Source organism: Pseudomonas sp. LS2P72 (genome assembly GCF_054897865.1).
Genome location: NZ_CM142708.1, coordinates 4,609,866 through 4,627,854, shown reverse-complemented (window position 1 = coordinate 4,627,854; position 17,989 = coordinate 4,609,866). Strand labels below are relative to the sequence as shown.

Annotated in this window: 19 protein-coding genes and 1 pseudogene; 9 read left to right on the top strand and 11 right to left on the bottom strand. The window is 59.2% G+C overall.

What is annotated here, in order from left to right:
* Positions 1 to 8: 8 nt before the first annotated feature.
* Complete coding sequence (locus tag ACYZUA_RS21255; protein ID WP_461960494.1) at positions 9 to 338, bottom strand: DUF6388 family protein; 330 nt, start codon at positions 336 to 338, stop codon at positions 9 to 11.
* 20 nt (positions 339 to 358) lie between these two features.
* Entirely contained in the window at positions 359 to 607 is a 249-nt protein-coding gene (locus ACYZUA_RS21250) for a hypothetical protein (RefSeq protein ID WP_008154823.1), read from the bottom strand.
* A gap of 161 nt (positions 608 to 768) precedes the next feature.
* Here ACYZUA_RS21250 and ACYZUA_RS21245 point away from each other — a divergent pair, with 161 nt between their 5' ends.
* Positions 769 to 1,119, top strand: a complete 351-nt coding sequence (locus tag ACYZUA_RS21245) for a hypothetical protein (protein ID WP_461960493.1) — start codon at positions 769 to 771, stop codon at positions 1,117 to 1,119.
* A gap of 107 nt (positions 1,120 to 1,226) precedes the next feature.
* On the opposite strand, the gene ACYZUA_RS21240 is transcribed toward ACYZUA_RS21245, so the two are convergent.
* The gene (locus tag ACYZUA_RS21240) at positions 1,227 to 1,658 is read right to left on the bottom strand and encodes a GNAT family N-acetyltransferase (RefSeq protein WP_461960492.1); all 432 of its coding nucleotides are present in this window, start codon (positions 1,656 to 1,658) and stop codon (positions 1,227 to 1,229) included.
* Between the two features lie 150 nt (positions 1,659 to 1,808).
* Between ACYZUA_RS21240 and ACYZUA_RS21235 the strand changes: the two genes are divergently transcribed.
* Entirely contained in the window at positions 1,809 to 2,246 is a 438-nt protein-coding gene (locus ACYZUA_RS21235) for a hemerythrin domain-containing protein (protein WP_461960491.1), read from the top strand.
* 59 nt (positions 2,247 to 2,305) lie between these two features.
* Positions 2,306 to 2,899: an NUDIX domain-containing protein gene (locus ACYZUA_RS21230; RefSeq protein WP_461960490.1), complete on the top strand. Its 594-nt coding sequence runs from the start codon at positions 2,306 to 2,308 to the stop codon at positions 2,897 to 2,899.
* Positions 2,900 to 3,071: 172 nt separating this feature from the next.
* Here the strand turns inward: ACYZUA_RS21230 and ACYZUA_RS21225 are convergent, their stop codons facing one another.
* Positions 3,072 to 3,587 (bottom strand): methylated-DNA--[protein]-cysteine S-methyltransferase, encoded by a 516-nt coding sequence (locus tag ACYZUA_RS21225; protein ID WP_461960489.1) that lies wholly within the window; start codon positions 3,585 to 3,587, stop codon positions 3,072 to 3,074.
* A 150-nt stretch (positions 3,588 to 3,737) separates the two neighbouring features.
* On the opposite strand from ACYZUA_RS21225, the gene ggt reads away from it, so the two are divergent.
* Both ggt and ACYZUA_RS21215 read left to right on the top strand, forming a co-directional pair.
* The gene (gene ggt / locus ACYZUA_RS21220) at positions 3,738 to 5,465 is read left to right on the top strand and encodes a gamma-glutamyltransferase (RefSeq protein ID WP_461960488.1); all 1,728 of its coding nucleotides are present in this window, start codon (positions 3,738 to 3,740) and stop codon (positions 5,463 to 5,465) included.
* 142 nt (positions 5,466 to 5,607) lie between these two features.
* A complete protein-coding gene (locus ACYZUA_RS21215) occupies positions 5,608 to 6,141 on the top strand; it encodes a cysteine hydrolase family protein (protein ID WP_461960487.1) in 534 nt (177 codons plus the stop codon).
* 30 nt (positions 6,142 to 6,171) lie between these two features.
* Here the strand turns inward: ACYZUA_RS21215 and ACYZUA_RS21210 are convergent, their stop codons facing one another.
* A complete protein-coding gene (locus tag ACYZUA_RS21210) occupies positions 6,172 to 7,074 on the bottom strand; it encodes a LysR family transcriptional regulator (protein WP_461960486.1) in 903 nt (300 codons plus the stop codon).
* Positions 7,075 to 7,221: 147 nt separating this feature from the next.
* On the opposite strand from ACYZUA_RS21210, the gene ACYZUA_RS21205 reads away from it, so the two are divergent.
* On the top strand, positions 7,222 to 8,721 hold the full coding sequence (locus ACYZUA_RS21205; protein WP_201188280.1) for a purine-cytosine permease family protein: 1,500 nt from the start codon (positions 7,222 to 7,224) through the stop codon (positions 8,719 to 8,721).
* A complete protein-coding gene (locus ACYZUA_RS21200; RefSeq protein ID WP_461960485.1) occupies positions 8,718 to 9,563 on the top strand; it encodes a nitrilase family protein in 846 nt (281 codons plus the stop codon). Before ACYZUA_RS21205 ends, ACYZUA_RS21200 begins: the two co-directional genes overlap by 4 nt.
* Positions 9,564 to 9,666: 103 nt before the next feature.
* Here ACYZUA_RS21200 and ACYZUA_RS21195 read toward each other — a convergent pair whose 3' ends face one another.
* The gene (locus ACYZUA_RS21195) at positions 9,667 to 10,995 is read right to left on the bottom strand and encodes a TolC family outer membrane protein (protein ID WP_461960484.1); all 1,329 of its coding nucleotides are present in this window, start codon (positions 10,993 to 10,995) and stop codon (positions 9,667 to 9,669) included.
* A gap of 241 nt (positions 10,996 to 11,236) precedes the next feature.
* On the opposite strand from ACYZUA_RS21195, the gene ACYZUA_RS21190 reads away from it, so the two are divergent.
* A complete protein-coding gene (locus ACYZUA_RS21190) occupies positions 11,237 to 11,932 on the top strand; it encodes a tRNA (adenine(22)-N(1))-methyltransferase (RefSeq protein WP_461960483.1) in 696 nt (231 codons plus the stop codon).
* 3 nt (positions 11,933 to 11,935) lie between these two features.
* Here the strand turns inward: ACYZUA_RS21190 and ACYZUA_RS21185 are convergent.
* The 5 genes and pseudogenes from ACYZUA_RS21185 to ACYZUA_RS21165 form a co-directional block, all read right to left on the bottom strand.
* Positions 11,936 to 12,022 (bottom strand): annotated as a pseudogene (locus tag ACYZUA_RS21185) (MAPEG family protein); the annotation flags it as partial.
* A 75-nt stretch (positions 12,023 to 12,097) separates the two neighbouring features.
* Positions 12,098 to 13,363 carry an MFS transporter gene (locus ACYZUA_RS21180; RefSeq protein ID WP_461960482.1) on the bottom strand — a complete coding sequence of 422 codons (1,266 nt, stop codon included), beginning with the start codon at positions 13,361 to 13,363 and terminating at the stop codon, positions 12,098 to 12,100.
* Positions 13,364 to 13,396: 33 nt separating this feature from the next.
* Entirely contained in the window at positions 13,397 to 14,467 is a 1,071-nt protein-coding gene (locus tag ACYZUA_RS21175) for a sugar phosphate isomerase/epimerase family protein (RefSeq protein ID WP_461960481.1), read from the bottom strand.
* Between the two features lie 112 nt (positions 14,468 to 14,579).
* Positions 14,580 to 16,085 carry a MocR-like pyridoxine biosynthesis transcription factor PdxR gene (pdxR, locus tag ACYZUA_RS21170; protein ID WP_461960480.1) on the bottom strand — a complete coding sequence of 502 codons (1,506 nt, stop codon included), beginning with the start codon at positions 16,083 to 16,085 and terminating at the stop codon, positions 14,580 to 14,582.
* Between the two features lie 432 nt (positions 16,086 to 16,517).
* Positions 16,518 to 16,913 carry a RidA family protein gene (locus ACYZUA_RS21165; protein WP_461960479.1) on the bottom strand — a complete coding sequence of 132 codons (396 nt, stop codon included), beginning with the start codon at positions 16,911 to 16,913 and terminating at the stop codon, positions 16,518 to 16,520.
* A 139-nt stretch (positions 16,914 to 17,052) separates the two neighbouring features.
* Here ACYZUA_RS21165 and ACYZUA_RS21160 point away from each other — a divergent pair, with 139 nt between their 5' ends.
* Positions 17,053 to 17,967, top strand: a complete 915-nt coding sequence (locus ACYZUA_RS21160; protein WP_461960478.1) for a LysR family transcriptional regulator — start codon at positions 17,053 to 17,055, stop codon at positions 17,965 to 17,967.
* Positions 17,968 to 17,989 lie beyond the last annotated feature (22 nt).

Here is a 17,989-nt window from a genome sequence, read left to right as displayed (position 1 = left end):
CGTTATGGTCACTTACTCAATCCATATAACTCGCAATACTCCAGCCAGTCCATGCCGGCCATCTCGGCCACTTCCTTGTGCACTTCCAGGCGCTGTGCCTGATAGTCCTCGGGCGTCGTGGCGGTCAGTTGCAGCGTCAGCTCCCACGCAAACAATCCCAGACGCTCGGCCTCGGCTTCGAAGGCTTCATGCAAGCGCTCCTCGCGATACTGCGCCGCGGTCTCGCCCTTGGCCTGAGCCAACAGCGGGTTGAGGTTGTCGAGTTCGACGCGCAGTTCAGGGCGCTCGTCGAGAAACTTCTTCAGCGCTTGCTCGTGTTGCTGTTCGGTTGCCGCCATGGTCGCTCCTTGAGGCTGGGTTACGAGGACTGTTTCTTGCTGGCCTTGGCGGCTGCTGCCAGGCATTCGAGTGCAAACTGCTCGGGATAGGTCATTTGGATCGGCGTGGTTTCACCTTTGACGGTTCTTTCGCCGTCGAGGATGTAACGAATCCGTTTGTCGGTGACGCCAATTCGCTTGGCAATCCAGGACGGCGTCTGACCGATCTGGCTGATCAGCTTGTCGGCATATTCAGCGGTCGGTTTGTAATATTCGGCGTTGGGTGTCATGGCCTTTCCAAAAAATGAGCCCGGAAAAACGGGCGATGCGGTGTTAATGGCGCGACAGGGTGCGCGAATCGTCACTCGGTGTCGCGGTATAAATGAAGTAAAGCAGAACGATACGCCGTGCCGCAGTGATACAGTCCGCTTTTTCTTGATGAGCGAACGCAATGCGAATTCTGATGGTGGCGCTGGCCGTAACGTTGCTGGCGGGATGCGCGGGCTCGGCGATGAACGACGCCCGCACTGGAACCCCGTACAAAACCCTGAGGTCGGACAAACCGGAAAAAGTCGTTGCCCAGTGTGTGCAGTTTTCCTGGCAGGATGAGGCGGTGTTCGGTGTCGATGCGGGCGCGTATTTGCAGCCTGGCGAGAAGGGCGGCACTACCGTTTACACGCGCTCGGCGGAGTCCTTTGTAGACGTGAAGACTGACGCTTCCGCCACCGTGCTGAATTATTACGCGCAGCATGACGACTTTGTCGCCAAGCGCCGACTGGCGGCGTTGGCGACTTGCCTCTGACCTTTGGACCGACGCATATTCCTGTAGGAGCAAAGCTTGCTCGCGATGAACGATAACGCGGTGTGTCAGTAAATACGCCATCGCGGGCAAGCCTTGCTCCTACGAGGTCAGGCTTCGTTGATCAGGCGCTTCTGGAAAAAGAAGCGCTTGTGGCCAGGCGGGTAGTCGGCGATCTGGCCTAACTCGCTGTAGCCGAGCTTCCTGTAGAACTCCGGCGCCTGGAAGTCGAAGGTGTCGAGCCAGATTCCGATGCATTCCTTTTCCCGTGCCAGGTCTTCAGCCATCTGCATCAGCTTCGTGCCCATGCCCTGTCCCCGGGCTTGCTCCGGTACCGACAGCAGGTCGATGTACATCCATTGGTAAAACACTCGACCGTGAAGCCCACCGAGAATCTCGCCGCTTTCGTCACGCACCAGCAAGGCAATGGGCTCCTGAGTCGAGACGCCGGCTTTTGCGGCGTTATAGGCGCGCAACGGCAGCAGGATCGCCTGGCGCTCTTCATCCGTGGGGTTTAGCGACCGTTCGATTCGCAGGGTCATCAGCTATTTCCTTATGGCAGGGGTGGAAAACATTTCCAAGCCTATCGCGGCCCCTGGTCGATGTTCCAGTCCTCAAGTTGAACCGTCGTCATCACGCAGATGTCTAGCCTAAACAGCGTCATTCCTGAACGCGGCCTATGAGGACTTTCTGTGAATATTTTCGAAGCCTTGCGCGAAAGCCATGAGCGCCAACGCACTTACGCCGATGCACTGATCCAGACCAGCGGCGACACCCCTGAGCGGGTCGAGGCTTACAAGCAGCTCAAGTCCGAACTTCAGGCCCACGAAACCGCTGAAGAACGCCATTTCTACATCCCGCTGATGGCGTTCGATAACGGCGTCGACCTCAGCCGCCATGCGATTGCCGAACATCATGAGATGGACGAAATGATGGAGGAACTGGACGAGACCGAGATGTCCAGCCCAACCTGGCTGGCGGTCGCGAAGAAGCTCGCCGAGAAGGTCAATCACCACCTCGAAGAGGAAGAGCAGAAGTTCTTTCAGATGGCCGGCAAGCTACTCGACGACAAACAGAAAGAGACGCTGGCGGGTCAGTATGAGAAGGAATACAAGGCTCAGCTGTCTTAGCGCCAGGCTTTCGTTTTCGCCTAAGATATGCGCCTTCTGACGAAAAAAGGGATGTTGTCATGTTGAACACAGCCGAGCGGGTCAACCTCATCGAGTCTCAGGTGTTGTCCCAGGACTGGTACCTGCTCAAGAAAATCACCTTCGATTACCAGCGCAACAATGGCGAGTGGCAACGTCAGACCCGTGAGGTCTATGACCGTGGCAACGGCGCGGCGATCCTGCTGTTCAACCGTGAAAAGAAAACCGTCGTGCTGACCCGGCAATTCCGGTTGCCGGTGTTCGTCAATGGCCACGATGGGTTGCTGATCGAAGTGGCGGCGGGGCTGCTCGAAGGTGCGGCGCCTGAAGAGCGCATCCGCGAAGAAGCCGAGGAAGAAACCGGTTATCGCGTGCACCATGTGCATAAGGTGTTCGAGGCCTACATGAGCCCCGGTTCAGTGACCGAAAAGCTGCACTTCTTCATCGCTGAGTACGATGCTGCTTCGAAGGTCAGCGAGGGCGGCGGGCTGGAGGAGGAGACCGAGGAACTGGAAGTGCTGGAATGGAGATTCGACGACGCACTTGAGGCGTTTTATCGCGGGGAAATCTGCGATGCGAAGACCATCATGTTGCTGCAGTATGCGGCGATGAAAAACATCTTCGCCGCGGGCTAATCAATGTAGCAGCTGTCGAGCCTGCGAGGCTCGCGCCGCGTTCGGACGAAGCAGTCGTAAAACCATTCACTGCGCTGTTCCAGATAAACCGTGGCGCCTGAGTTTGCGACTGCTGCGCAGTCGGACGCAGCCTCGCAGGCTCGACAGCTGCTACAGATCGCGTTGCGGCTGATCAAAACAAATCGCCCGTCCTGCCGGCCCCTGACCATTCGCAACCTTCCAGCGTCAGCAACTGCTCCTTCGCCTCAAGTCCACCGGCAAATCCGGTGAGTTTCCCCGAAGCGCCAATCACCCGATGACACGGCGCAACAATTGAAATCGGATTCTTGCCATTCGCCGCACCCACTGCCCGAACCGCACTGGGATTGCCGATTTGCCGGGCTATCTCGCTATAACTGCGAGTCTCACCAAACGGAATGGTCAGCAGCGCTGCCCAGACCTTCTTCTGAAATTCCGTCCCGGCAAAATCCAGATCCAGGTCGAAACGATTGCGCGTACCCGCAAAGTATTCCCGCAGCTGCTGAGCGGTGCGCATCAGGATCGGATTATCCGGCGCCTCAAGCATCGGCCCAAGTCGCACTCGCCCCGGTTTGTCGTTTTCCCAGAGGATGGCTGCCAGTCGTGAGCCGTTCGCGACCAGCTTCAACTCGCCCACAGGAGAGGCGAGGGTGATGAAGGTGTAACTCATGCCGGTGGACTCCGTAGAAGTGCTGAGCAGAGGCCAAGCATACTGCCTCGATGGGGAGGCGCAATACGCAATCCCAGCCATACTTGCCTCTGCTCTTGAAGCCTTCCCTCTGTTTTTTTACAGAACCTAAAAACAAAAAGAGACCGACTCATGAAGTTCGAACCTTTTGCCAAATCGCTGATTGCGACCTCATTGGCGCTCAGCTGCCTCAGTGCTTACGCGGCCTCCGTGGCGCCGGTTGCGGCCGAAAACGGCATGGTCGTCACCGCCCAGCACCTGGCCAGTCACGTGGGCGTCGATGTGCTCAAGAATGGTGGCAACGCCGTTGATGCCGCGGTAGCGGTTGGTTATGCGCTGGCGGTGGTTTATCCCGCGGCGGGCAACCTGGGTGGCGGCGGTTTCATGACCATTCAGTTGGCGGACGGGCGCAAGACCTTCCTCGACTTCCGTGAAAAAGCACCGTTGGCCGCCACCGCCGACATGTACCTCGACAAGGAGGGTAACGTCGTCCCTGAGCTGAGCACCCGTGGCCATCTGGCTGTTGGCGTGCCGGGCACCGTGTCAGGCATGGAGCTGGCGCTGAAGAAATACGGCACCAAACCGCGCAAGGAAGTGATCGCCCCGGCCATCAAGCTCGCCGAAGAAGGTTTTGTGCTGGAGCAGGGCGATGTCGAGTTGCTGGAATACGCCACCGACGTGTTCAAGAAGGACATCAAGGATTCCGGTGCGATCTTCCTGAGCAACGGCGAGCCGATGCAAGTCGGTCAGAAACTGGTGCAAAAAGACCTCGGCAAGACCCTGCGGGAAATCTCCGAGAACGGCGCCGACGGCTTCTATAAGGGCTGGGTGGCGGATGCCATCGTCACCTCCAGTCAGGCCAACAAAGGCATCATCACCCAGGCCGATCTCGACAAATACAAGACCCGCGAACTGGCCCCGATTGAATGCGATTACCGCGGCTACCACGTGGTTTCAGCGCCACCGCCAAGCTCTGGCGGCGTGGTGATTTGCGAGATCATGAACATTCTCGAAGGCTATCCGATGAAAGACCTGGGCTATCACTCGGCCCAGAGCATGCACTACCAGATCGAAGCGATGCGTCACGCCTATGTGGACCGCAACAGCTACCTGGGCGACCCGGATTTTGTGAAGAACCCGATCGCCCATCTGCTGGATAAAAACTACGCCACCAAAATCCGCACCGCCATCGACCCGCAAAAGGCCGGTGTGTCCCGCGAGCTCAAACCCGGCGTAGCGCCCCACGAAGGCAGCAACACCACCCATTACTCCATCGTCGATAAATGGGGCAACGCGGTGTCGGTGACCTACACCTTGAACGACTGGTTCGGCGCCGGCGTCATGGCCAGCAAAACCGGGGTCATTCTCAACGACGAAATGGATGACTTCACCTCGAAGATCGGCGTGCCGAACATGTACGGTCTGGTGCAAGGGGAGGCCAACGCCATCGCTCCCGGCAAGGCACCGCTGTCGTCCATGAGCCCGACCATCGTCACCAAGGACGGCAAAGTGGTCATGGTGGTCGGCACCCCCGGCGGCAGCCGCATTATCACCGCGACCTTGCTGACCATGCTCAACGTGATCGACTACGGCATGAACATCCAGGAAGCGGTCGATGCACCGCGTTTCCACCAGCAGTGGTTGCCGGAAGAGACCAACCTTGAGACCTTCACTACCAGCCCCGATACGGTGAAGATGCTCGAAAGTTGGGGGCACAAGTTTGCCGGGCCGCAGGACGCCAACCATGTGGCGGCGATTCTGGTAGGCGCACCGTCGCTGGAAGGCAAACCGGTGGGCAAAAACCGCTTCTATGGGGCGAACGATCCACGTCGTAACACCGGGTTATCGCTCGGGTATTGAGGCAGGTCCGGGCCATCCAGATTCTTGAGGGTGGCCCCCGATCCTCACCACAGCCTCGCAGGCTCGGCAGCTGCTACAAGTTAAAAGGGGAGCGGATTCCAAATCCGTTGCCGATTCACCGACCTATCAAGGGAGGAAGCTCATGGCTACCGCACTGCTGATCATCGATGTCCAGCAAGCCCTGTGCACTGGCGAGTACGCATGTTTTGAGATCAAGCGCGTTATCGAGAACATCAACGACCTCAGTGCCAAGGCTCGCGAAGCAGGCATCCCGGTCATCCTCATCCAGCACGAAGAAAGGGGCGATCTGCTGCAGCACGGTTCCGAAGGCTGGCAACTGGCCAAAAGCCTGAAGACTTCGCCGCAAGACCTTCGCGTGCGAAAAACCACTCGAGACTCGTTTTACCAGACCCACTTGCAAGCCCAATTGCAGGATTTGGGCACCGACCGCCTGATCATCTGCGGGCTGCAAACCGACTATTGCGTCAACGCCACTGTCCGCCAGGCCCTGAACCTGGGCTATGACGTAGTGCTCGCCGCCGATGCGCATTCCACCGTCGACAACGGCAACCTCGCCGCTGAAGACATCATCACCGAGCACAACGCAGACCTGGCGCACTTGACGGGGCCCGTGGCGCGGATCGACGTCCTGCCGACCAACGAAATCCGGATCTGAAACGGGTGAGGGGCTTGCTCCCGTTGACGCTTACAAGGCCTCGAAAATGTCGATCAACTCAGTCAGAAAAGCACTGACCACATCCCGCTGACGCGCCGAATGCCTGACCGCCGCATGAAAGCCGACCTCATAGCGCAACAGCTCGGGATTCAGCGGATGTAACTGCCCCAGTTGTTCGTGCTTTGCCGCATAGTGCTGCGGCAGAAAGCCCAAATGCTGGCCTGACAGAATGAGCAGGGCGGCGCCGTCCATGCTGTCCGTGAGCACAGTCAGGCGTTCTATCGAGGTGGGCGCTGGCATTTCCGGCAAGGGATGGCTGGGCCATACCCAATCGTAATCGCTGACGTCATCCCGGGTCAGCTCGCCCACTTGCTCGAACAGTGGATGAGTCGGGGCGCAGTAGGCGATTTGGGTTTCCTGGAATAACGCAAAGTAATCAATGCTGGGCAGGCGGTGCCAGAAATAGCCGATCGCCAGATCGATATGGCCGTTGATGATTTTCTCTTCCAGCAGCGATGACGACAGCTCCGTGAAATGGAAGTACAGCCCTTCATGCCGAGACCGTAACCGCGCAATGGCCAAGGCGATTTTCTTGTTGGCCACCGGATCGATTTGCCCGAGCAGGCCGATGTTGATGTTGCCCGACACCTTGCGATTGATGTGTTGGACTTCAACCCGGAACCCTTCGGCAGCCGCTAGCAATCGGCGCGCCGCCTCGACAAACTGGCTGCCCTTGGGCGTCACCGAAAACCCGCCGCGTCCGCGTTCGCAAAGACGAAACCCCACCCGCGCCTCCAGCGTCGCCAATTGCGCGCTGATGGTGGGTTGCGTGGTGTTGAGCGCCGTTTGTGCGGCCGAAATCCCGCCCGCCTCAACGACGGTGAGAAACACCCGGATCAAACGCAGATCCAGCTCCGATACAGTTCCCAGCATGCGTGCTCCCGATACTCAATTACATAGGCGTTGATCTATGTAAACAGTGTGCCTGCGATATTTTACAGCCCTGACCAACGGCCTACATTGCAATGAAACCGGCGCTTTGCCCATAAAAACAACAATCACCAGCATAGGAACACTCATATGTCAGGGTCCCCTCAATCTGCGCACGCCATCGAAGCGAGCAGCGGGTTGGCCATCGAAGGCCACTCGATCGATTACATTCCGGAAAACGAACGTCACGCCAAGCTCAGCAGCCAAGGCCCTTTCTGGTTTCTCGGCAACTTCCACTTCTTCACCATCTCCATCGGTTTTGTCGGCCCAAGCCTTGGCTTGTCGGCGCTGTGGACGATGTTGGCCGGTGCGCTGGGCATCATGTTCGGCACCATTTTCATGGCGTTTCATGGCTCGCAAGGTCCGGAGATGGGTCTGCCGCAAATGATCCAGTCGCGTGCGCAGTTTGGTTATCGCGGGGTGATCCTGGCGTTGATGGCGACGATGTTTGTGTTCGTCGGATTCAACGTGGTGAACATCTCGCTGATCATGAACGGCCTCGAACATGTGTTTGGCATCGACCCGACCATCGTCGCCATTGCGGTGGTGCTGATCGGCGCGCTGCTGTCGATCTATGGCCACGACCTGATGCACAAAGCCTTCAAGTGGGCGTTGCTTGCAACGTTGCCGCTGTATGCGCTGGTCACCATCGCCTTGATGTTCGGCGCAGGCCAGGAGGGCGTCACCCCGGCGACCGACCTGGGTTTCAGCTGGATTGCCTTTGCCACGCTGTTTGCCATTGGCGCGAGCTACAACATTTCCTATGCGCCTTATGTCTCCGACTATTCCCGTTACCTGCCGAAAAATACCAGTCGGCCAAAACTGATCGCCGCCGTATTCATCGGTGCGTCGTTGTCGGGCGGCTGGATGATCGGCCTCGGAGCCTGGCTTGCGCAGCAGTTGAAAGCGGCGGATGCGCTGGTGGCGCTGAATCAGGTTGGCTCTTCGATGATTCCAGGCCTGGGCAATGTGTTGGTGATCGTCTCGGTGGCGGGCTTTCTGCCGATCATCGCGCTCAACACCTACAGCGCCATGCTGACGTTGCTGACGGGTGTGGATTCGATCAAGAAAATCACCCCGACACCTCGCGCCCGAGTGATGTCGATCTCTGCGATCAGCGTCATTTTGTTGACCTGTGTGCTGTCGATCAAAGGCGATGGTATCGCCCTGTTGAACACCTTCCTCGTGCTGCTCCTGTACTTTCTCGTACCCTGGACCGCGGTCAATCTGGTGGACTACTTCTTCGTGCGCAAAGGTCGCTATGCGATCCCGCATTTCTTCACGCCGAAGGGCATTTACGGCGCCTGGCAATTTCGCGGCATCGTCTCGTACCTGATTGGGTTCGCCGCCATGGTTCCGTTCTTCTACATCTTTGATGCGGCGGCTGGCAAAGAGGTGTTCGTCGGGCCGCTGGCGCGGATGCTTGAAGGCGTTGATATCGCCTGGCTGGTGGGTCTTGTGGTCTCGGGCCTGACGTATTACCTGCTCAGCCGTTCGATAGACCTTGAGTACGAACGCCGGATTATCGATTCGATTACTGAGAGCGACATTGTTTCCATGGCTCATCAGTCTGTGGAGGAGGGGCGTTGAACAGCGCAAAAAATACCGTGGTCGCTTGCTGCCAACTGGCACCGAAAATAGGCGACCTGGCTTACAACCGGAAGCTGATCGAACGAGCGATTCGTTCGGCGGCTTACCAGGGCGCTCAAGTGGTGGTGCTGCCCGAACTGGTCCAGAGCGGCTACTTGTTTGCCGATCGCAGCGAAGCCCTGTCCCTGGCGGAAACCGTCGAAGGGCCGACCTTGCGTCTGTGGACGGCGCTGGCCCGGGAATTGAACATCGTTGTGGTGGGTGGATTCTGCGAGCGGTTAGCCGGCGATGTACTGGCCAACAGTGCGGCGATGATCGATGCCCAAGGCCTGCGCGCCGTATACCGCAAGGCCCATCTCTGGGATGGCGAGAACGAAATCTTCAGCGCCGGCAGCGACGCGCCGCCGGTTGTAGAAACCGTTCATGGACGGATCGGCATGCTGATTTGTTACGACCTGGAATTCCCCGAGTGGGTGCGACTCCCGGCGCTGGCCGGTGCGGACCTGCTCTGCGCACCGGTCAATTGGCCCGATGGGCCACGACCGCCAACCGAGCGTCCGGCGGAAGTCGTGCGGGTCCAGGCCAACGCCTCGGTGAACCGAATGTTCATCGCCGCGTGTGATCGCCATGGTCATGAACGTGGGGTCAGTTGGGTGCAAGGCTCGGTGATCGTCGATGCCGATGGCTACTCTGTGGCAGGGCCGGCGGAGCAGGGTGGCGAGCAGATTTTGCTGGCGACGCTGAGTCTTGCCGGGGCGCGGAATAAGCGGATCAGTGCGGGTAATGATCTGCATCGGGATCGACGATTGGAGTTGTATGGGTTGAATAGTTTGGTTGTGTAATGCAAGCGGATGAAGCGGCGCGTCCTCGAAGGTGGGCGAAGGGAACGCTGTCGCGTGCCTGGGTTTTGCCGACCACCTTGTAGAAGTGCCGCGCAGGTGAACGTCAGTGGGTGACCAACAGTTCCGGGCCGAGGTAGTCGTTGACGTGGTCGATATCGTCGGCGCCCAGACTGCCCACCGAAGAGGCCAGGCGCAGGCGCGACATCAAGTAGCGAAGCTTGGCGTCGAACAGATCGTGACGCGCAACGAACAGCAGCTCTTCGGCATTGAGGACGTCCGAGTTGGTGCTGGTACCTCCTCCTTTGAAGCCCTTGCGTGCCGAAGCCAGTGAGCGTTCGTTGGACTCCACTGCCTTCTCCAGCGCGTGAATACGTCGGGCACCGCTTTGTACGCCTTGATACTCACGGGTGGTACCGGTGATGACTTCCTGGCGCGTGGCGTCGAGTTCGTCCAGGGCCTTATAGCTATTGGCACTCGCCTGGCGTGTCAACGCGCTGGTGCCGCCACCGCTGTACAACGGGAAGTTTACTTCCAGACCGATTGAGCCGTAGCGGTTGCGTTGATTCAACTCGGAGATGGATTGGCTATCGCCCGCGGTGTAGCCGGCCACAAAATCCAGTGTTGGCCAGTGGCCGGCCTTGGCGCGCTTCACTTCTTCTTCGGCGAGGTCGCTGCTATGACGGCGCGCATGGATCAGCGGGCTGTCGGTCTGGGCTTTGACCAACCAGTCTTGCAGGTTGCTCGGTAGCAGCGGAGGTGTATCGAAGCTCGGACGCAAGGTGGTCAGCGATTCGGGGGTTTCACCGATAAATTCCTCAAGCTTGCGGCGCGCGTTGACCAGGTTGTCCTGCGCTTCGATCAGCTCAACCGCGGCGAGGTCGCGACGAGCGGCCGACTCGTCGATGTCGGTGATGGTGCCGGCCCCCAACTCCATGCGCCGTTTCGCCGAGGCGAGTTGCTCGTCGAAGGCTTTCAGTTTGGACTTGGCTAGGGTGATGGTTTCGCTGGCCAGGAGCACGTCGAAATAGCTTTCAGCCAGGCGCACTGCGGTGTCCTGACTCTTGGCATCGAACACCGCGACGCTGTAGTCGGCACGCTGCTTGCCCTGGCGGTACTCGGCCATCTTCTGTTTGTTGAACAGCGGCTGGCGCAGGCGCACGTTAGCGCCCTTGGAGGTGTAGTCGAGATCTCTTTCGACGCCGCTCTGGCGTTGGGTGCCATTGACCTTGTTGTCGTAAGCCGAGGCATTGATCTGCGGTAGCAGGCCGGCGATGCCGATGTCGCGGTTTTGCGCGCCGGCCTCTTTTTCATGCACGGCGGCGCGATAGACGGGGCCTTGGTATTGCAACAGATCCCAAGCTTGTTTGAGGTCCATGGCGCTGGTCGGGAAGGACAGCGCCAGCAGGCAGAAGAACAGGCAATGACGGACCATTTCATTGTTCCTTGAAGGAGCTGTCAACGCTCAAGCACTGCTTTGAGAAGATAGCTCATCATGTTGCGCTCGCCAGTCTTGATGGTGACGATGGCGGGCATGGCCGGGAAAGCGGTGTCCACGACCACACAGCATTCTCTGTGGCAAAAAATTGACTAGCCTATAATTCCCCGCCGACGGGGCAGCCAGGGCTACCTCCTGATATCGACCTGATGCGCACACTGAAAAAAAGGAACGGCGGTTGAACGAACACACATTGTCCCAGCGCCTGGAGCGCGTAGCGGCGCATGTGCCAGCAGATGCGCGCCTTGCTGATATCGGCTCGGATCACGGCTACCTGCCGGTGGCGTTGATGCGCCGTGGCGTGATCGCGGCGGCGGTGGCCGGCGAGGTGGCATTGACGCCGTTCCACTCGGCCGAACGTACCGTGCGCGAGAACGGCCTGGACCGGTGGATCACCGTGCGCCTGGCCAATGGTCTGGCGGCGATCGAGTCGGGAGACGGGATCACGGCGATCAGCATCTGCGGCATGGGCGGCGAGACGATTCGCGACATCCTCGACGTCGGCAAGACGCGCCTCAGCGGGCAGGAGCGCCTGATCCTGCAGCCCAACGGCGGCGAGCAGCCTCTGCGCCAATGGCTGATGGAAAATGGCTACCGCATCCTCTGCGAGGAGCTGCTGCGGGAAAATCGCTTCGATTACGAAATCATCGTCGCCGAGCGCGCCGGGCCGGTGACGTACACCGCCGAGGAGCTGTACTTCGGCCCGCTGCAGATGCAGACACGCAGCCCGGTGTTCCTGATCAAGTGGCAGCGCATTTTGCGCGAGAAGCAGAAGACCCTGACCCACTTCGCCCGTGCGCGGCAAGCCGTTCCCGAGGAAAAGGTGCAAGACATCACCCGGCAGGCCCGGTGGATCACCGAGCTGCTGGCTTGAGCTTCATACGCCGTAACAAGCGGCTATGACAATGAGTGCGAGAAAGCAGACCAACTGCACGCAAAAGAAGGTAAATCGAACCGCCACGAATGTCGCCTGATAAGCCGGTACGCTAGGAGGAATCGGCGTGGTAGTCGATTCCTCCTCCTGGAGCCTATGGTTCGATCAGGCTTGCGCCGCGCTCATCCCGCCAGTGGCCATGGATTTTTTGCGCACCGCTTGATACAGCAGGCTGGACACCATGAAGCCCACAATGGCCAGTATGCTCATCAGGGTGAAAACATAGTTGTAACCCTGTTGACCGGGGAAGTGGTCGAGGATCGCGCCATAGATGACGTAGGCAAACATGCCGGGTGCATAGCCGATCAGGCAACCGATGCCGAAGGCCGAGCCGGTGATGTGCTGGGGAATGCCGACCTCACCCATGGGGGCCCAGAACACGCCGCGCATGGAGAACACGATCAGGGCGAAGGACAGGGTGGCGGCCATGCCCGCATAGATGAAGTCCGGGCTTTTCGGGATCAGCATGATCACGCCCATCAGCGGCAGCAGCGCCAGGAATGCCCACTTCAGGTAGCGGCTGGTGCTCTTGAACTGCTTGTCGGCAATGAAACCACCGGCAGGCCCGCCGAGGATCTTCAGGAAGTATTGGTTGATGATGCCGTAGGCGCCTACCAACGCCACTGGCAACCCGTACATTTCCTTGAGGTAGGGAATGAAATAGGTCAGGCCGCAGTAGACGATGTAGACCATGAACACGTTGAGGCTGACCAGCCAGATTCCCGGTACCTTGATCGCTTCCATCAGGTTCGCCAGACCATTCTTCGGCTTGGCCACCGACTGCGCGTTGCCGCCCTTGAGCAGGAACCAGGTCAGGGTGCCGGCCAGAATGTCGATGACCGAGTAGAACAGGATTGCCGACTTCAGGCCGGTTTCGCCCGAACCCATGGCGACGAACACGCCCAGGGCGGAAAAGGCCACCAGGGTGTCAATCACGCCACGCCCGCCTTCGAGCAGGCCGAACAACCGGCCTTGTTCCTGATCGTCACCCAGGTTACGGATGGCTTTGAGCAGCGAGGGCCAGAACAGGCAGTCGGCACAGATAGCCAGCAGACTGAACACGATCAGCAGGTTGCTGAAGGGTGGAAAGGTCGCCAGGTACAAGCCCAGGCCACCGGTGCCGATCAGACCGAGGGGGATCAGCTTGCGCGTGTCGTAGCGATCGGCGAGCAGGCCGCCCACCACAAACAGCGCGGTGGCGATGATCGCGTTGGCACTGAGCAGCATGCCGATTTCGGTGTGGCTCAAGCCCATGAATTCCTGCATGGGTACATAGAAGGCGTCCTTGAGGTTCGCCAGCTTGTAGATGGTGCCGCCACCGAGGATGAGGATCAGGAATCTGAGCCATTTGGCCTTGTTTTGAGTTGTCATTATTGTTCTCCGGGCGTAGTCGTGTCGTCAGGTTCAGGCGTTGGAAGAGGTGGCCAGGGTCAGTTCGGCCAGGGTGCGAAATTCGGCCAGCAGGCTACGGACATAGGCGACCTGGTTGTTCGCCCAGCGGTGTTCGTCGGCCAGCATTCGCTCAAGTGAGTAGCCGTTCGGCAGCGGCGTTTCGCTCATCTCCCGGTAGGCAATGAAGGGATCCGCCGCCTCAGTGCTCTGGCGGAAGGCCGGGGCCACGTAGTGGTTTTCCTGCTCGAGAATGAAGGCGATCACCTGCGGGGTGGCTTCGCCGAGCATCAACAGCTCGAACAGCATGCGGGCGCTGGGCAGATCATCCTCGTCGCTGCCCTGCAATACGCCGTAATGGCCGAAGCCGTTTTGCTCGGGGACGATGCGCACACCCTTGAGGTGAGTCTGGCGGATGTACGGCGCCAGGTTGTGCAGGGCCTGCAAGGGCTGTTCGCAGGCATTGATCATGTTGCCAAAGTCGAACAGGGCATGCAGGCGAGGGTGGTTGAGGCGGTTGAGCAGTTGCGCGATTTCGCCGCTCTTGAGTTCTTCATGCTGCTCGAAGTCAAAGTACAGATCGTGTGCGTCGGCCTGTTGCGCGAGGTAGTGCAGGTCGGTCTCGATCACGTCCATGACCCGCGACAGCGTGCCCTCGTAACGTGAGTAAACACGGATGTTGCGCACCCCCAGGGTCCTGGCGATGGCGATCACCTGGTCGACATCCTTTTTCAGCGTGCTGCTGATTTCCAGGTGCACATCCAGCCCCAGCGCTTTGGCCTTGGCGGCAAACGCCTTGAGCTGCTCGCCTGACATTTGGCTCAGGCTGTTTTCCTCGCCGTCGAGCAAGTGCAGGCTCAGGCCTTGCAGCTCGTGGCGATAGGCGAAGTCCAGCATGTCGGCAGGGATGACACGGCCGTGGGTGAGGTTGGTCAGTAGCGGGTAGGCGTGGGCAAACAGACGCAATTGCCCGAGACGTTCAAGTAACCGCCGGGCCAGCGCGTCCGTCAGCACGGGAACAGCCCCGTGTTCGACCACCTTATGGCTCAGCAAGGCGTTGAATCGTTCCTGGATCTTATTGTTCATTAGAGTCGTTCCTGGTTCAGACACCGGGTCTACCGGCGCAGCCTTTATCGCGCCAGTCAGGAACTCTCGATAGATCCATTATCAGTTAATTGATAAGACCACTTGCCTCGCATCAAGTGGTCGGTGGCAGATAACCCAAGGTGCGCAAGGCTTGGGCCAGGGCCTCGACACGCTCCCGCGCCTGGTTTTCAGGCGTGCCGGCAAAGCCGATCAACAAGGCCGGCGGCAGCGCATGCTTGATGCGGTAGTCGCTCAAGGCGTAAGTGTGGATGTTGTGCTGGGCCAGTTGCCGGGCGATGTCAGTGTCACTGAGTTCGGGCGGCAGCCAGGCAATCAGGTGCATGCCGGCATCCGCCGCAGTGATCCTGAAAAAGCTGCCAATCTGCTTTTCAAGCTGTTCGATCAATGCCTGCTGGCGCGCCTTGTACAGCGCACGCATGCGGCGGATGTGCCCCAGGAAGTGGCCTTCGATCATGAAGTCTGCGGTTGTCGCCTGAAGCAGGGTAGGCGGACTGCGATCCATGACCGCGCGCAGGGTGCAAAAGGGTTCGACCAAGGCCTGCGGCAGAATCACGTAGCCCAGCCTCAGTGACGGAAACAACACTTTGCTGAACGTTCCGACGTAGATCACCCGGGCCATCTGGTCCATGGCATACAGCGCCGGGAGGAGGCGGCCACTGTAGCGAAACTCACTGTCGCAATCGTCCTCGATGATCCAGCTCTGATGCTGCGCAGCCCAGTCGATGAGTGCCTGGCGCCGCGCATAACTGAGGGTGACACCCAAAGGATGCTGGCGCGAAGGCGTACAAAACACCAGGCGGGCATCAGGGCACTCGGTCAGGCCTTGCTGGACATCGATCCCCTGTTCATCGATACGCAATGGATTCACCTGAGCCCCCTGGGCCTGCAACGCAATGCGCGCGGCGATGTGCCCCGGGTCCTCCATCCAGACGCTGTCCTGCGGATTGAGCAGCAGCATACCCAGCAGGTTGAACGCTTGCTGCGCGCCGGAAACGATCACCACTTGCCCGGCATTGCAGTCGATGCCACGCGCATCGAAGACGTATTCGGCAATCGCGGTGCGGAACGCCTGCAAGCCTTGCAACTCGCCATAACCCAGAATGGCCTTGGTAGGCTTGAGCAGATGACGGTTCATCAGGCGCCGCCAGATCGCCTGCGGGAATGCGTCATAGGTGCTGTGGCTGGGCAGGAAGGAGGTCGGGGTCGCGGGGTCCCAGTCGGCATAGGACACCCCGCGAAAATGATCGCTGCGCAGCGACAGCATCGACTGGCTCAGGTCGGACAGGCGCGGTGGCTGGCGCGGTTGCTCATCCTCGATACCCCGGCTTTCCCACTCAGTGCCGACATACGTACCGGCGCCAGTACGCGAGGCCAGGAAACCTTCGGCAATCAACTGATCGAAAGCATTGAGAATGGTGATCCGCGATAACCCCAACTCGTTGCTCAAGGTTCGGGTCGACGGCAGGCGCACACCCCCCTGAAGTCTGCCGTTGAGTATCTGTTTGCGAATCTGCAGATACAGTTGGCGGTACAGAGGAATGGCACTGGCACGGTCCAGCTCGATAGCCGACAGCAGCAAACCTGCGGGGGATTTCATGACGTGCTCACCTGGGTGAAATGGGATTGACCTGAAAACTGTCAGGGGCGCTATGGAATCGACTCCACCTCAACCTTCAGTTTTTCTTGGGCAGTAAATAGCGCGTCAAGGAATTGCTTTGATGCGCCTTTTGGCGTTTGTCCCTGACGAGTATTACAGTGAAAAGCTGCGCTATAGGCCAGCCTGGTGGGCAAAATCGGGAAGATTGGTCAGCATGACGGTCACCTGATCAGAAAAATTCCCGCCCAAAAACGGCGCGCGCTTTTATATCAGCAATACCGGTTTGCGGGTTATTCGCCGAAATGCCGACTGATCGATCATGACACCTTGCATGCCGGGCCGGCAGCGCGTTTTTAACGCACGGAGCGGGCTCGGTTTCCCACTTTCGTTTTTGCGAAAGTCAGGTGCGGGCGGAGGAGTGCTGAGCCTATTTTATTGGGGTAGTTTGGCGATCACCTTGATCTCGAAGTCGAAGCCGGACAACCAGGTCACGCCGATAGCGGTCGCCGTCGGGTAGGGAGCTTCGCCCCAGTACTCGGCCGCTACTTCCCAGATAGTTTCGAATTTCGTGCCGGGGTCGACCATGAAGATGGTCGTGTCGACCACATCCTCGAAACTACTGCCGGCCTCGGCAAGGATCGCGTTGAGGTTGGTGAAGGCCAGGCGAACCTGTGCCGCGAGGTCCGGCTCGGCCGAGCCATCCTTGCGGCTGCCGACCTGACCGGATACGAACAGAAAACCGTTGGAGCGAATCGCCGGCGAGTAGCGGTGAAGCTCGTAGAGTGCATGGCGGTCAGGCGGGAAAACGACATCACGTTTGCTGGTCATTGCATAGCTCCTTCGGGGCATCATGGCCCGCTGTTAACGATGGAACCACTGTAAAAAGAAGGCAGACTTGGATAAACGGGCAACTCTGGTCATGACTGTTTGTAGAATCCAAACTATCCAGACCCGAGTGAGGCGTGAAATGGACCGTTTCGATGCAATGCAGGCCTTTGCCCGAGTGGTGGAAACCGGCAGCTTCACCAAGGCGGCAGCCACCTTGCACATGAGCAAGACCACCGTGACGCAGCTCGTTCAGCAACTGGAAGCGAGGCTGCGCGTACGCCTGCTCAACCGCACCACACGCAAGGTCAACGTCACCGCCGATGGCGCGGCCTACTATGAGCGCGTCATCCGGCTACTGGTCGATATGGACGACGCCGAGACCAGCTTGTCCAGCGCGTCGATGACACCGCGCGGGCGGCTGCGGGTGGATGTACCCAGTCCGCTGGCGCGAATGCTGCTGATACCCGCCTTGCCGGGGTTCTTTGCACGCTACCCGGAAATCCAGCTGACCGTGGGCGTGAGCGATCGCATCGTCGACATAATTGGCGAAAACGTCGACTGTGTGGTGCGCGGCGGCGAGATCATCGATCAGTCCCTGGTGGCAAGGCATGTGGGCGATCTGAAACTCGGCATCTATGCCGCGCCCGGCTATCTGCAGCGCTTCGGTACGCCGGCGCACCCCCGTGAGCTGGAGGAGGGCAGGCACAGTACCGTTGGCTTCCTCTGGTTTCGTACGGGCAAATCCTTGCCCTACGCGATGCAGCGGGGTGAGGAACGCATCGAGGTCCAGGGCCGCCCGCAACTGACGGTCGACGACGGCAATGCGTACCTCGCCGCCGGCGTGGCTGGTCTGGGCATGCTTTGGCTACCGCACTACATGGCAAAACCGCACCTGGTCAGCGGCGAGCTGCTGCCGCTGCTTGAGGACTGGCACATGGCGCCAATGCCGATGTATCTGGCATTCCCGCCGAATCGCCATGTCAGCGCCAAGGTGCGGGTATTTATCGACTGGGTAATGGAATTGATGGCCGAGCATGCGCCGGTGGTCAGGTGAAACAGGTGTAAAGCCATTTCAG